This is a genomic window from Streptomyces sp. NPDC104581 (genome assembly GCF_055583685.1).
This window is the reverse complement of the sequence record NZ_JBVJNN010000041.1, coordinates 1-14,156: the sequence shown is the minus strand read 5'-3', so window position 1 is coordinate 14,156 and position 14,156 is coordinate 1. Positions and strand designations below refer to the sequence as shown.

Here is a 14,156-nt window from a genome sequence, read left to right as displayed (position 1 = left end):
CGCACGTGCGGTCCGGGCGCGGGGCGCCTCAGCCCAGATACGGCTCGAAGTCCCAGTAGGGCCTGATCCGCTGGCGCGCCGACAGCGTGTGGTGGTGCTGCGCGCCCATGGTGCGGGTCAGCTTCTGGAGGGCGTCCTCCTCGACCTTGTCCGCCTCCTCGCGCTGCCGCAGCCCCCGCAGGTCGGCGGCGAGCGCCGTCTGGGTGGAGAGCGTCAGCGGATGGTCGTCGCCCAGCGCCGCACGGGAGCGCCGCAGCGTCTCCCGGCTCAGCTCGGCGGCCTCCTCCAGCCGGCCGGTGAGGTTCCGCCCGCCCGCCGCGTTCAGCGCGCAGCCGAGCGTCCACGGGTGGTCGTCGCCGAGCAGGGTGCGCAGTCCGGTGAGCGCCTGCTCGAAGAGGACGAGCGCGCCGTCCCTATTTCCCTCCGCCTGCATGAGGAGGCCGATGTTGGACTGCATCCCGGTCGGTACGGGGTGGGCCTGGCCGACCAGGGCGCGGTAGGTGTCCTCCGCCTCGGTGAGCAGGTCCCTGGCCTGGCCCAGATCGCCGTGCACGCGCAGGTAGTTGCCGTAGTCGGTGACCAGCATCAGGTTGTTGTGGTGGCCCTTGCCGTACACGCGCTCGTGGCGTGCGAGCAGGTCGGCCATCAGCGGCCCGACGTCCTCGCCCTTCGTACCGGCCCTGCGCCTGCACAGGACGAGGTTGTGCTGCGCCCACAGCGTCTGCGGGTGGTGTTCGCCGAGGACCTGGATATGGGTCCGTACGCCCAGCTCCTGCCGGGCCAGGGCGTCGTGGTACCGGCCGAGGAGCCGCAGGTCGCGCGCGCACGCGTTGACCGAGTGCAGGGTGTTGGAGTGCCGGGCGCGCAGGACCGCCTCGCGCTTGCGGAGCGTGTCGAGGTCGGTCTCGTACGCCTTCTCGAACTGACCGAGGAGGCGCAGGGTCACCCCCAGGTTGTGCTGGGCCTGGAGGGTGGTCCACTGGTCTTCGCCCAGCAGGTCGCGGCCGACATCGACCACGTCCCGCTGGAGCCGGTACGACTCCGGGTAGCGGCCGAGGAACCGCAGGTCGGAGCTGAGCCCGCTGTTGGCGGTCATCAGCCTGATCGGGTCGGGGTCGGGCTGGGCCAGCAGCAGATCCAGAGTCGCGCTGTCCCGGTCGTACGCCTCGTGGAACCGGCCGCTCGCACGCAGGATGACCGTGGTCTGGGCGCTCAGTTCCAGCATGATTTCCGAGCCTGGCTCGAACAGCTCGACCCACTGCTCCCGCACCCGGCGCGCCAGGTCCATGCCGACGGTGTACTCACCGCTGTTGTAGCAGTACTGGAGGCAGTTCAGGACGAGTTGGACCGTGCGCGGGTGGGTGCTCGCCAGGGCGCCCGAGTATTCGAGCTGGGGCAGGATCTCCGCGTACCGGGGCCACTGCCTGCTGTCGGAGGGCTCGCCCGGGTCGCTGCCGACCAGGACCTGGCGGACCACGGCGCGGTGGGTGTCGCGGTCGGAGCCCGCGGTGAGCCGGGTGACGATGCCGTGCACGACGCGGTGCATGTGGACGGACTCCTGGCGGGGCCCCGCGTCGCGTCCCTCCGAGACGGACGAGCTGCGTGAATCCTTGGTGATCACCGAGTAGTTGGCGAGGGTGTCCAGGGCGCGCGGCCAGTCGGGCGAGTTGTCGGCGATCCAGCGGAGCTGTTCCGGAAGCCCTTCGGGTGACACCCCACGGACCAGGCCGATGGGGATCCGGCCGGGTGCGAAGCAGGCGCACAGCTTGAGGAGTTCGAGCGCGCGGGGCTCGGACTCGCGGACCCGGTTGAAGAGCATCGACCAGGAGGTGAGCGAGGAGCTGGGGTAGTCACCCAGCTCGGACACCTCGTCGAGGGGGTTGATCTCCCCGCTGTGGACCTTCCCCAGGTACTCGGGCACGGGCATCCGCAACTCGCCGAGCAGCGCCGCCGCGTGGGCCATCTGGAGCGGCAGGTCCTGGAACTCGACGGCGACCTGGTCCGCCTCGGCCGCCGTGATGTGCGGCGCCCTGCGCATCAGATAGCCGGTCGACTCGGCGCGCCGGAAGACCGGCACCTCCACCACCTCGCCGACCGAGCGCCAGCCGTGGTTCCGCGAGGTGATCAGGATGTGTCCGGTGCCGCCGCGGGGCAGCATCGCGGCGGCCTCCTCCACGTCCTCCCAGCCGTCGAAGATGACCAGCCAGCGGCCGTGGGGTTCGCCGCGGCGCAGCGCGTCGCGCACCGCGCGGATCCGCTCGCCGGGCTCGGAGCCGCCGCGCAGGCCGAGGGCCGGTGCCAGCTCGCCGAACCGGTCGCGCTGGGTGCCGCGCTGGTCGGAGTTGACCCACCACACGACGTCGTAGTCCGGGCTGAAGCGGTGCGCGTACTCGGCGGCGAGCTGGGTCTTGCCGATGCCGGCCATGCCGACGAGCGCGCAGACCGCGGCGCCCGGTTCGACCTCGGTGAGCGATTCCTGGACCCGGTTGAGCAGGTCGTCGCGGCCGGTGAAGCGTGAGTTGCGGCGCGGCACCTCGCCCCAGACGGCGGGCGCGTCGCTGGGGTAGCGCGAGGGCGAGGGCAGGGCGTCGGCGCGCAGCGAGCCCGGTTCGAGGGAGAGCCGTGCCAGCAGGCGCCGTTCGGCTTCCTGTTCGCCGATGCCCCACAGGTCGACCGGTTCGAGGACGGCGGTGGCGGGCAGCAGCGAGCGGTTGGTGAGGTTGACGGCGGCGAAGCGCTCCGCGTTGGCGGCGACGAAGCCGCGCAGCACGTCGTTCCAGTCGCCCTCCCGGCGCGGTCCGAGCTGGAAGAACCACTCGCTGAGCACCAGCAGCACCCTGCCTCTGGCCAGCAGGAGGTCGCCGAGCGCGTCCTCCAGGGACTCGTCCCGGTCGGGGTCCCAGCGGTGGGTCGTGACGCGGTGGCCGTGTGCTTCCAGCCGGCGTGCGATCCAGGTGGCCCACGGCCGGTGGTGGCCCGGGAAGGCGACCACGAAATGCTGGGGCTCCTGATCGGCGCCGCCGTCCCCAGTCAGGTGCCGCTGAGCGACCATGCGCGCGTCTCCTCATTCATCGAGCTGCGCCATTCCCTGACGGCGCGTCTGAAATGTTACCGAACGTCACCGTCACCGGACAGGGAATCGGACAGTGCGTACGGGCTATTCGGGCCCCTGCCGAGCGACGTCAGATGCTGCTTCATCGAGAGGGCGAACCGCGTTCCCCGCTCGGTGAGTTGATGGCCGTCCAGCAGGACGGGGAGCGCGTCGGCGACCTGGGCGCGGTACTTCTCGCGGTGGCCGCGGGCGGTGCGGCGGGCGGCGGGCGCGGCACCGGGGCGCTCGGCCACGCGCGACCAGAGGTCGGCGAGGGCGAGATGCGCGTAGGTCCCCTGGAGGACCCCGTCGAAGGGGCGGGGGTCCTCGCGCCACGCGACGCGGTGGACGGCGGCGCCGTCGGCGCGGTGCAGCGCGACGAGGTCGGCGAGAACGGCGAGTTTGCTGTGGGCCAGTTCGTGGACGAGCACCTCGGCGAACCGGCGCGCGGTGTCGGGCAGCGCGGTGTGCACGGCCCAGGGCGCCGCCCTGAGGGTGCCGCTGGAGGCGCCTTCGCCCGCCGGTGCCATCGGCACCACGGCCCGTACGAGCCGGGTGACTTCGGCCGCGCGCCACGGGTCCGCGGACTCCAGGAGGGCGACGGCGGCGCGCCAGCGGGTGAGCCAGGCGGCGCGGTCCGTACGGGACCGGGCGCCGGCGCCCGGGGGGCGGCCGGTGCCGAGGTCGTCGAGCCGGCCGGCGCTGCCCGGCAGCACGGCCAGGGCGTCCCAGCCGGCCCCCATCCCCCGGCCGTCGGGCCGCAGGAGTACGGACCGGGCCGGGCGGCCCAGGGGGGTGAGCAGCGTGCCGCGCGGGCCCGAGCGGATCCGTACGAGGGGCGCGCGGGCGTCCAGGACGCCGGTGCCGGGCAGGACGAGACGTCCGTCCGCCGTGGGGAGCGGGAGGTCGAGAGGGGCTCCGGTGCGCAGCGCCGTGGCGACGGCGATTCCCCCGAGGGGGCGGAGGGCGGCGGCGAGGCCCTCGGGTCCCGGTGCGTTGAGGGCGTCGACGACCCAGCCGCCGACGGCGGGGTAGTCGAGGAGCCGGCGCGCGGCGCCCGGCGCGGGCGACTCGGCGCGGGCGAGGAGCCGCCAGTCCCGGTCGAACGCGGCGCGGGCGCCGCCCGGTAAGTCCTCCCGCCCGACGCGGGCGAGCAGGGCCTTGAGGAGGACCAGGCGGCGGCTGTGCAGGGCGGCGTGCAGCAGGTCGGTGTCGCGCGGCAGCTGGCGGGTGGCGGCGAGCCGCACGAGGGTGCCGGGCGGGATGACGAAGGCCCCCGGCGCCTCGGCCATTACCTCCGCTCCGCGGCGGGAGCGGCCGGTTCCCACCGCCACGTCGGCCCGTTCACTTCCCGTCGTTCCACGAATCGGTGAAGGACCCCGGACAGCGGAGTACGTCCTCGACGGCCGCCGTCAGCGCGGCGTCGTCCAGTCCCTGAAGGGTCCACAGGTCGACGCCGGTGAGATCGGGGAGCACCGGACTGCCTGGAATCCCACTGATCCGCTCCGCGGACCCGGGCACACGTTGCTCCAGCACGCTCTGCTCCTCCCCGATGCCCCCGAGGGCGTGTGGTGAAAGTCCCGCCTTGCGTTCGCACACACCAGACGCCTGGAGCACCGCTCTGCGGGGCGGACGGCGCCGGGTTCACGGCACGCCGTGGGAGGCGATGCCGTGAGGATTCTCCTTCCCGAGGCCCACGATTCGGAAACCCGTTCGTTACGCGGGTAGTTGGGGTTCCGGCCGTGGGAGGCGGCTTCGCGGACGCGCGGTGGGGAGCGCATACCGGGGCGCGTCGATGCACGCGCCGGTCGCGCACGCACACGGCGGTTGCCGGTCGGTTCACCCCCGTACGGAGCGGCCGGCCGGGCCCGTCCCTCCGCCGCCGTCCAGCGCCGCCACTCGTTCGCGGGTCGCCCGTGCCTCCTCGTCCGGGACCTCGGCGCCCTGCTCGGCCAGGCCCCGCCAGTGCGTGTCCGCGGCCCGGTAGTCGGCCAGCGCCGCCGAGGGGCGGGCCATCCGCTCGTACAGTGCGCCGCGGCCGTGCAGCGCACGGGCCGCCGTGAGCGAGGGGTGGTCGGTGATCTCGCGCAGCGCGCGGCCGTAGTCGGACTCGGCCGCCGCGAAGTGCGCCTGCGGGTCCGGCAGTTCCAGGCGCGCGCCCGCCAGCAGCAGCCAGGAGCGGGCCCGGGTGGCCGGGTCGGCGGCGCGGCGGGCCGACAGCTCCAGCAGATGGCAGCCCTCGTAGACGTCGGGCAGGAAGCCGCCGCCCGCGCGGTCGTCGCGGTAGCGGTCCAGCAGGGCCGTGCCGAGCAGCAGGTGGAGGCGCCAGCGGAGCGGGGCCCTTGAGGTGACGTTGGTGAGGGCCTCGCGCAGGATGCCCTCGGCCCGGTTGATGTGACGGGTCTTCGTGAGCAGCATCTCGCCCCATTCGGCGAGCAGTTCGCACCGTTCGTCGCTGTCGCGCGGCGCGTTGCGCTCGGCCCGCCCGTACGCGGTGGCCGCCGCCTCCCAGTCCCCTGCCTCGCGGTGGATCCGGGCCCGTTCGCGCAGGGTGCGCAGCAGCAGCGGGGCGCTGTCCTCGGCCGCCGTCTCCGCCGCGTCGGTCAGGGCGAGGAGTTCGGCGGTGTCGGGCTCCCGGGTCAGCCGCAGGGCCGACACGAGGTCGAGGAGCGCGCCGGCGCGGCGGTGCGGTGGCGCCGCCAGTTCGTCCAGCAGGCCGAGCGCGGTGCGCAGTTCGCGCGCCGACGCGGTGGCGGGCTCCCGCGGTTCGGCCACGGTGCCGGCCAGGTCGAGCAGGACCCGGCCCATCCGCAGCCGGCGCGCCGTCTCGGTGGCGAGGTCGGCCCCGTCGGGCATCTCGGCCAGTCCGGCGATCGCCGCGTGCAGCCACCGGGGGTCGCGGTCCTGGCGCCACAGCTCGTGCCGGACGTCCGCTCGGGCGACGGCCGTCGCCGGTTCGCGTCCGGTGAGCAGCCGCTCGGCGCGGGTCAGCAGGTCGTGCGCCCCTTCCGGATCGCGCCGCGCCTCCACCGTGTTGGCGCGGGCGAACAGCACCCGCCCCAGCAGGTGCCGGGAGCGTCCGTCGTCGTCGGCGGCCAGCGCCTGTTCGGCGAGCGCCTGCGCGTCGATGAGCATCTGCCGGTCGCGGCGGTCGCGCCACAGGCCCAGCAGCCGCTCCACCTCGTCCAGCCTGCCGGGCACCGGCCGTACGGGCCGGTACCAGCGCACCACGCGGGCGGGGACCTGGGCGAACAGTTCCTCGTCGGCCTGCGGTCCCCCGTCGGGGTCCTCCGGGACCACCGGTTCGGCGGTCTCCAGGCCCTGGAGGCGGGCGACGGCCAGCGCCGGGAAGTTGCGCATGCCCTTGCCGAACCGCCGGGTGACGTACTCCGACAGGTATTTGAGGACCAGTTCGGCGGCGCCCTGGTCGAGCATCTCCAGCAGCAGTTCGCGGACGCCGGGCGCGAAGTCGTAGCGCGGTCCCGGCACGTCGGCGGTGTCGGGCAGCCGCTCCAGCAGCCCGCCGAGGAGCACTTCGGCCAGTTGCATGGGGCCGGTGTCGGGCAGCAGCGCCTCCTGGACGAGATGCATGACGGGCAGGTAGAGCGGTACGGCCGCCAGATGGACGGCCAGTTCGAGCGCGCCCGGCGACGCGCCGGAGCGGAAGTCGCGCAGCCGTGCCTGCGGGGTGCGCGCCCCCGCGTACGGCCCGGACTCGGGCTGCGCCGGATGCCGCGGCAGCACCCAGCCCGCCGCGCCGCGCATCGTACGGGTGCCGGTGCCGCCGAGCAGTTGGGCCCAGCCGCCGAGGACCCGGTCGGTCGGCAGCAGGACGGGGACCGGGCGCGCGCCGGCGGGCGGCGCCTCGCGGCCGTGGGTCTCGTCGGGGACGAACCGCATGCCGCGGCCGACGCCGGGCTCGTGCACGAGCAGCCCCGGGTCGGCGGGCAGGGCGGTGCGGTCCCACAGCCGGGGCGGCAGGGGCTGCACGACGGCGATCTGGGAGCTCTCGGCCCAGCGGTACAGCATGCGCTGGGCACCGCCCGACTGCCACAGCGGCCCCACGCAGTCGCTGATGACGAGGGTGAGCCGGCGGCCGGTGACGTCGCGGTGCTGGTCGGCGGGGCGCAGCCGGGTCTGCCTCGGGTCGGGACCGGTACCGGCCATCGCCGAACCGTCCGGCCCCGGGTGCAGGTAGTGCACCTGGACGTCGCGGAACGCGCCGAGCCGCTCGCACGCCTGGCGGAGCCGTTCGAGGGTCAGCTGCCACACGGAGGCGGTCGGTGAGGCGTCCATCAGGAGCTGGATCTCGGCCTCCCGGTGGGTCGCCGGGCGGCGTACGGGACGCAGGAAGCCGTCGGCGGCGCTGCGTTCGGCGGTCGCCTCCTCGTCCAGCTCCGTGCCGAGGACCGGGGGGACGGGCGGGCGGTAGCCGCGCAGCGGTCGCAGCGCGCGCTGGAGGCCCAGCAGGCCGGACAGGGCTCCGGTGGCCGGTGCCCGTATCGGGAACGAACGGGTGGGGACGGCCTCCGCGGTCGACGGGGCGTACAGCGAGACGGGAGCGGTCTGTTCGGCGCTGCGGGCCGAGGGGTCGGGCCGGGGGCCCGGCTCCTCGGCGGGCGGCCGTACGGCCGGGTCGGCCGCGGCCGGCCGGGGGGCGGGAGGTTCATGGTGCTCCGGACGATCCCCCGTCCGGGGCCGGGGAGCCGTCAGACGCGCCAGCCACACGGCGTCGGCCAGCTCACTGGCGGACACCTCGCGGCCCGCCGCGCGCAGCCGGCCCACCAGCTCCGCCAGCCCGTCGGACCGTCCGACGGACGGGTCGTCCGGCCGCCCCGCCTGCCGGTCCGGTCTGCCCTGCTGACCGGGGGGCGGGCGTGGAGTGGCGCCGGGGGGCGGGTCGGGGGTGGTCACCACGTCACCTCGGACGGTCGAGAGGGCGGAGCAGCATCTCGGCGAGCCTGTTGCGGGTGACCTGTTCGGCGTCGGCGGCGCGCTGGGTCACGTAGAGCGCGTTCAGGAGCTGGTCGGTGGCGACGACCTCGCCCGGTTCGCGCTGGAGGAAACGCTCGATCAGTTCGGCGCCCTCCTCCAGGGCCTCCTCGCCGAGGTGCGCGGCGACCATGGCGGCGAGCTGCTTCTCGCCGGGCGGTTTGAGATCGAGCTGGATGCAGCGGCGCAACAGGGCGGCGGGGAAGTCCCGTTCGCCGTTGGAGGTGAGGATGATGAAGGGGAACGCGGTGCACCGCACCCGGCCGCCCACCACGGTCACCGGGGTGCCGTCGTCGGTGAGGACGTCGGTGGCGGGCTCCCGCTCGGCGCGCCGCTCCAGCTCACGGATGGTGAACTCGCCCTCCTCCAGGACGTTCAGGAGGTCGTTCGGCAGGTCGATGTCGCTCTTGTCGAACTCGTCGATGAGCAGTACCCGGGGAAGCCCGTCGGGCGAGGGCAGCAGCGCCGTACCGAGCGGACCGAGCCTGATGTACGAGCCGATCGGCGGCTGCCGCACCGCGTCGCCGGACACCGCGCGGTCGAGCTGTACGTCCTGGAGCCTGCCGATGGCGTCGTAGTGGTAGAGGCCGTCCTGAAGGGTGGTGCGGCTGACGATGGGCCAGCGCAGCACCCGGCCGAGGCGCAGTTCGTGGGCGACGGCGTGCGCGAGTGTCGACTTGCCGGTGCCGGGGGTGCCGGTGACGAGGAGCGGGCGGCGCAGCTGGAGCGCGGCGTTGACGGCCTCGACCTCTTCGGGGCGTGGGTGGAAGGACTCCACGAGACGGCGTTTGACGCCCAGCCGGCGGGCGTTGTCCACCTCTTCGCTGTCCGCCGGACCGTCCCGCGGTCCGTCGGCGCCGTCGGGGGCGCGTGCGGTGAATTCACGCCAGGGGGGCGGGGCGGGTAATTGCCGCGCACCGTCGTGCGGTAGGCCCGCTCCCCGGTAGATGCGCCAGTCGCTCACTGTGGGCTCCTCATCGCTGTCGGCCCGGCGTGCGCCCGGCATCCTGGACGTCCGTACCCCGCCCGGACGTCCGTACCCCGTCCGCAGCGGGTGGCTTGGGGGCATGTGTCTGTCATAGGGGCGGGAATTGCAGGGGTTCGTCGGGAGCCGGCCTGTGGGGTGGATCGTAGATGAGGACGATGTGCCGTGCCCAGGCTGTGTCCCGATCGTCGCCGTCGGGGCCGGCGCTGACGTTGCGCAGCAGCCGTACGCGCTCGCGCAGTTCGCCCCCGGTGGGTGCCTCGCGCACCAACTCGGCGGCTCTGCGGTGGAATTCGGCGCAGTCGTCGTGTCCGTCCTCGCCGGTGCGGCGGCACAGCACGGCGACGTGGCCGGCGTGGAAGGCGCGGGTGAGGACGCGTGAGCCGCGCCCGGTGGCGGTACTGGCGCAGTACACGGGCAGGGGCACGCCGGCGCCGCCTCCCGTGCTCACCGACAGCCGCGCGTAGGCCGCCTCCTCGCCCTCGGGTACGGCGGCGCCGTGTCCCTGGTCCGGTACGTCGAGACAGAGCGGTACGGCCTCCAGGGGACCGTGCTCGGTGGCGCGTCTGGCGCGGTTCCACTCGGGGGTGACGCCGTCGCGGCGGCGCAACTGGTCGCGCAGGGCGACGACTCGGCGCCGTCCGATCGGCAGGGTGTGCACGCTGGGGGGTTCGTCGCCGCGCGGCAGCCGGGAGCGCCATTCGTCGACGGGCTCGTCGAAGAGGGTGCGGGGCAGCAGGAAGTCGACGGCGGCCAGGTACTGCCCGGCGTCGGCGCGGGCCAGCGCCTCGCTCAGCCCCTGGCGTACGGCGGCCTCCAGTCCGGTGCGCGGGACGCCCTCCTCGTCGTGCCGGACGGTGGTGGTGCCGCCGTCGGAGTCCAGCAGTTGCACGCGCCAGGGGTGGGTGCCGTAGACCTCGGGCTCGATGACGACGAGTACGTCGTCGTGGGCCGCGTCGGGTCCGGTGCGCGCGCCGTCGCCGCTGCCGTCGCCGCCGGCGAGGAGCGCGAGGCTCTCCTCGCGGATCACGTCGGTCTCCAGGGCGTTGGCGGCGGTCTCGACCCACTCGCGGAGTCTCTTGGCGCCGGGGGTGTCGCGCGGTGCGCGCAGGGCGCCGTGGACCATCGCCGCGTACAGGACGACGGCTTCCTGTTCGAGATCGCGTCCCGCCGGGGCCGCTTCGGTGCGCTCGCGCGGGTCGTAAAGAAGGCCGGAGCCCTCCCGCCAGTTGCGCGGGTCGTTGGACTCGATGCGCTGGAGGCCGCGCAGCAGACGGCGGCTGGTGCCGTTGACCAGGTGCAGCACCTGGCCGGGCCCCGACGGGGGCTCGACCTCGGCGAACAGCCCGTAGAGCTGGGTGCGCGAGCGCGGGTCGAAGCTGTGCGGCCGGCCCTGCCGCACCGCGAGCCGGGCGTGCAGGCGCGGCCAGCAGTCGCCGGAACCCTCCAGACGCCGCAGATGGTGCCGGTCGTGGGCGGCGACGACTTCCGCCCAGACGGCTTCGGCGCCCTGGTCGCACAGGGCGCGCAGGCCGGTGACGGACTCGGCGCGGCCGACGGTGGCGTCGCCCTGGCCCTGGCTCCTGATGACGCCGATGACCGATCCGTACCGGGTGTCGACGACGGGTCCGCCCGAACAGCCGCGCAGGACAAGGCCGTCCTGGAGCCACATCGCGTTCCCGCGGCGGCCGCCGGTGGCCATCGCCTTCGTGGAGAGGAACTCCTCGGGGCCGTACGCCCCCGAGGTCTGCGCCCAGCCGTACAGCTCGACCTCGGCGGGGGTGGTCGCCGAACGGTCGCTGAGCCAGAGGCAGTCCGCGAAGTCCGCGCCCGGCACCCGGACGAGCGCGAGGTCGTGGCCGGCGACGACATGGGCGATCTCGCCCTCCAGCCGCTCGTCGTCGCAGGTGGTGACGGTGACACCGCCTCCTGGCTCCCGTTCCATCGCACCCACCCTCTTGTCCACGACATGCGCGCAGGTCACGACCCATTCGGGGGCGACGAAGAATCCGCTGCCCCAGAACCCGGCACTGCCTCCGTCATACCCGGCGGCGGGGGGCCCGATGCGGACGACTCCCCGGCTCACGGGGTCTTCGAGGGAGCTCATGCGTCAACACACGGGGAGTACGGAGGCGTTGGGACGGCGCGCGTCCCTCCGCCGGGTGATCCGCAGACCTGAGCGCCGTTCATCCGCACCCCGTTCCCCCGAAGTTGAGGCATGTGCGACGAGGCTAACCGGATGATCCCGGAGTGGGGAGTGGTTCGGGCCCCGGCGAGGCGGGGGGCGCCGCGCCGGGTGGGGCGGGTGGGGCCTGTGGGGGCTCCGGCCGGTCATGGCCGGGCTGCCAGGTGAGGGTGACGGAGATGGACGCCTTGGCCTCCCCGTCGGCCAGGACCGCGGCCACCCCCTTGCCCGGCTTCATCGCCAGCTCGATGCCGAACGTCGCGCTGACCTCGCTCGGCCCCGCCGCCCGCGCCGCGTCCATCACGGTGGCGCCGACGGCGGCGATCACCTCGTTGACACGGGTGACGCCCGAACGGATCCGGTCGGCGGCCCCGACGTCGACGAACGCCGACTCGTCCGGCCGCAGCACACTGACCCTCGCGAGAATGACCTGCCCGCCGGGCAGGACCACCTCCTGTACGTCGTCGTCCAACGCCGCCCCTCCCCCACTCGCCCGCTCACCGCGTGGGCCGCGATCCACGGCCCGGCTCCGCGATACCTCCCCTCCGTACCAGGTCGTTACGCTGTTCGCATGTACTTCACGGATCGCGGGATCGAGGAACTGGAGAAGCGGCGCGGCGAGGAGGAGGTCACCTTCGAGTGGCTGGCCGAGCAGCTGCGGACGTTCGTCGATCTCAACCCGGACTTCGAGATCCCGGTGGAGCGGCTGGCCACATGGCTGGCCCGTCTCGACGACGAGGACGACGACGAATGACGGGCGCGCACCGGGCATCGCGATAGGTCTTGACTTCCCCGATCCACGATATATCGTGTCCCTCAAGGGACGCGATATATTGCGTCGTGGCCGGCCACAGGGAGTCAGCACCATGGCAGAGTCGACGTGGGAAGTCAGCGAGCCCGAGAAGCTCACTTTCGACGACCCGGTGACGGCGCTCAGCGTACGTATCGTGAACGGCACCGTGAACGTCGTCGGCACCGACGAGAGGGTACTGGCCGAGCAGGGCGGCGCGCGCCTGGAGATCTCCGAGATCCAGGGCCCGCCCCTGATCGTGACCCGCACCGGCACCACGCTCACCATCGCCTACGAGGACCTGCCCTGGCAGAACTTCCTCAAGTGGCTCGACCGCAAGGGCCACCGGCGCAGCGCCGTCGTCTCCCTCGCGGTCCCGGCCGGGGCGAGCGTCGAGGTCGGCGTCGTCGGGGCGGGCGCCGTGATCTCCGGGATCAAGGGGCGTACGGAGGTGCGCGGCGTGAACGGCGACACCACGCTGGTCGGCCTGGCGGGCCGGGTCAGCGCGGAGACCGTCGCCGGCAGTGTGGAGGCCCAGGCCGTCACCGGCGACCTGCGCTTCAACTCCGTCTCGGGCGATCTGACCGTCGTGGACTGCGGCGGGTCCTCCGTACGGGCGGACACCGTCAGCGGCGACATGGTCATCGACCTGGAGCCCGCGGGCAGACCCACGGACATCAAGGTCAACACGATCTCCGGCGAGGTCGCCATCCGGCTGCCGCACCCGGCGGACGCGAAGGTCGAGGCGAACACGGCGAGCGGTTCGGTCTCCAACGCCTTCGACGATCTGCGGGTGGGCGGACAGTGGGGCGCGAAGAAGATCACCGGCACGCTCGGGGCGGGTACGGGGCAGCTGAAGGCGATGACGGTGTCCGGCTCGATCGCGCTGCTGCGGCGGCCACCGGCGGAGGATCCGCACGGCGCGGGCCACCCGGCGCCCGGCTCCGCCGGCACCGCGCCCACGGGCGCCACCCCCCGGGACGCCGCCGCCGACGGCGCGGCGCCGGCCGACGAGAAGGAGCTCTGACATGCCCCCGGTCTTCGCCCACGGCCGTCTCCGCCTCTACCTGCTCAAGCTGCTCGACGAGGCGCCGCGCCACGGCTACGAGGTGATCCGCCTGCTGGAGGAGCGCTTCCAGGGCCTGTACGCGCCGTCCGCCGGCACCGTCTACCCGCGGCTGTCCAAGCTGGAGGCGGAGGGCCTGGTCACACACGCCACCGAGGGGGGCCGCAAGGTCTACTCGATCACCGAGGCGGGCCGCGAGGAGTTGGCGGGCCGCAGCGGTGAACTGGCCGATCTGGAGCTGGAGATCCGCGAGTCCGTCTCCGAACTCGCCGCGGAGATCCGGGACGACGTAAGGGGCGCGGCGGGCCAGCTGCGCAACGAGATGCGCGCGGCGGCGGCCTCCGCGTCGGCCGGCACCCCGGACGGCGGGACCGCCGCCCGGGAACACACGCCGGGCGAAGGCGAGTCCTGGCGCGCGGCGAAGGAGGAGCTGCGCCGCGCGAAGCAGGAGTGGAAGGAGCAGGCGCGCCGGGCGAAGGACGAGTCACGCCGGGCGCGTGAGGACGCGCAGCAGGCCCGGCGCCAGGCGAAGGAGGCGCAGGAGACTGCGCGCGAGGAGATGCTGCGCATCGCCAAGCAGGTCCAGGACCAGGTGCAGGGCCACTTCTCGCGGGGCGACTGGCCGACGGGGGTACGGGAGGGCCTGTCCGAACTGTCGACACAACTCGGCGGCCTGGCGAAGGGCACGGCGTGGCCGCCGTACACCAGACCGGACGCGCCGGACACGGACGAGCCCGCGTGGGCCCAGGACACCCCGCCGACGGGCGACCCGGCCCGCGATCTGGACCGGCTGCTGGACCGCTTCCGCGACGACGTCCGCGACGCGGCGCGGGACCACGGGGTGACGGATGCGCAACTGGCGGAGGCGCGGCGTCACTTGTCGACGGCGGCGGCGCACATCGGGGCGCTGCTGCGGAGGCCTCCGGCGTAGGTGCCGCCCCTGCGGGCCGGTGCCGGGGTGCTGCCCGTGCGGGCCGGTTGCCGGGTGCCGCCCCTGTGGGCCGGGGTGGGGGTGCTGTCCCTGCGGGCCGGGGTGGGGTGCCGGTG

At 74.1% G+C, this 14,156-nt stretch carries 10 protein-coding genes; 3 read left to right on the top strand and 7 right to left on the bottom strand.

The features are described 5' to 3' along the window. Window positions 1–28: 28 nt before the first annotated feature. From fxsT to ACZ61E_RS26540, 7 genes are all read right to left on the bottom strand, one after another. Complete coding sequence (gene fxsT, locus ACZ61E_RS26570) at window positions 29–3,052, bottom strand: FxSxx-COOH system tetratricopeptide repeat protein (RefSeq protein ID WP_469702391.1); 3,024 nt, start codon at window positions 3,050–3,052, stop codon at window positions 29–31. Window positions 3,053–3,108: 56 nt separating this feature from the next. Further along, on the bottom strand, window positions 3,109–4,383 hold the full coding sequence (locus tag ACZ61E_RS26565; RefSeq protein WP_469702390.1) for an aKG-HExxH-type peptide beta-hydroxylase: 1,275 nt from the start codon (window positions 4,381–4,383) through the stop codon (window positions 3,109–3,111). Window positions 4,384–4,435: 52 nt separating this feature from the next. Then, the gene (locus tag ACZ61E_RS26560; protein ID WP_385803752.1) at window positions 4,436–4,627 is read right to left on the bottom strand and encodes a hypothetical protein; all 192 of its coding nucleotides are present in this window, start codon (window positions 4,625–4,627) and stop codon (window positions 4,436–4,438) included. 303 nt (window positions 4,628–4,930) lie between these two features. Continuing rightward, entirely contained in the window at window positions 4,931–8,005 is a 3,075-nt protein-coding gene (locus tag ACZ61E_RS26555; RefSeq protein WP_469702389.1) for an SAV_2336 N-terminal domain-related protein, read from the bottom strand. Between the two features lie 4 nt (window positions 8,006–8,009). After that, the gene (locus tag ACZ61E_RS26550; RefSeq protein ID WP_469702388.1) at window positions 8,010–9,047 is read right to left on the bottom strand and encodes an AAA family ATPase; all 1,038 of its coding nucleotides are present in this window, start codon (window positions 9,045–9,047) and stop codon (window positions 8,010–8,012) included. Window positions 9,048–9,159: 112 nt separating this feature from the next. Next, window positions 9,160–11,175, bottom strand: a complete 2,016-nt coding sequence (locus tag ACZ61E_RS26545) for a VMAP-C domain-containing protein (protein WP_469702387.1) — start codon at window positions 11,173–11,175, stop codon at window positions 9,160–9,162. Window positions 11,176–11,299: 124 nt separating this feature from the next. Beyond that, window positions 11,300–11,725, bottom strand: coding sequence for a CU044_2847 family protein (locus ACZ61E_RS26540; RefSeq protein WP_469702386.1), 426 nt, complete (start codon window positions 11,723–11,725; stop codon window positions 11,300–11,302). A 99-nt stretch (window positions 11,726–11,824) separates the two neighbouring features. Between ACZ61E_RS26540 and ACZ61E_RS26535 the strand changes: the two genes are divergently transcribed. From ACZ61E_RS26535 to ACZ61E_RS26525, 3 genes are all read left to right on the top strand, one after another. Further along, the gene (locus ACZ61E_RS26535; RefSeq protein ID WP_469702385.1) at window positions 11,825–12,007 is read left to right on the top strand and encodes a DUF6104 family protein; all 183 of its coding nucleotides are present in this window, start codon (window positions 11,825–11,827) and stop codon (window positions 12,005–12,007) included. A gap of 112 nt (window positions 12,008–12,119) precedes the next feature. Next, window positions 12,120–13,070: a DUF4097 family beta strand repeat-containing protein gene (locus ACZ61E_RS26530; RefSeq protein WP_469702384.1), complete on the top strand. Its 951-nt coding sequence runs from the start codon at window positions 12,120–12,122 to the stop codon at window positions 13,068–13,070. Between the two features lies 1 nt (window position 13,071). Next, a complete protein-coding gene (locus ACZ61E_RS26525) occupies window positions 13,072–14,040 on the top strand; it encodes a helix-turn-helix transcriptional regulator (protein WP_469702383.1) in 969 nt (322 codons plus the stop codon). The last annotated feature ends 116 nt before the right edge of the window (window positions 14,041–14,156 follow it).

What these genes read in the sequence shown, in the direction of transcription:
- fxsT (WP_469702391.1), bottom strand. Translation starts at nt 3,052, where the DNA reads ATGGTCGCTCAGCGGCACCTGACTGGGGACGGCGGCGCCGATCAGGAG.
- ACZ61E_RS26565 (WP_469702390.1), bottom strand. Translation starts at nt 4,383, where the DNA reads ATGGCCGAGGCGCCGGGGGCCTTCGTCATCCCGCCCGGCACCCTCGTG.
- ACZ61E_RS26545 (WP_469702387.1), bottom strand. Translation starts at nt 11,175, where the DNA reads ATGAGCTCCCTCGAAGACCCCGTGAGCCGGGGAGTCGTCCGCATCGGG.
- ACZ61E_RS26535 (WP_469702385.1), top strand. Translation starts at nt 11,825, where the DNA reads ATGTACTTCACGGATCGCGGGATCGAGGAACTGGAGAAGCGGCGCGGC.
- ACZ61E_RS26530 (WP_469702384.1), top strand. Translation starts at nt 12,120, where the DNA reads ATGGCAGAGTCGACGTGGGAAGTCAGCGAGCCCGAGAAGCTCACTTTC.
- ACZ61E_RS26525 (WP_469702383.1), top strand. Translation starts at nt 13,072, where the DNA reads ATGCCCCCGGTCTTCGCCCACGGCCGTCTCCGCCTCTACCTGCTCAAG.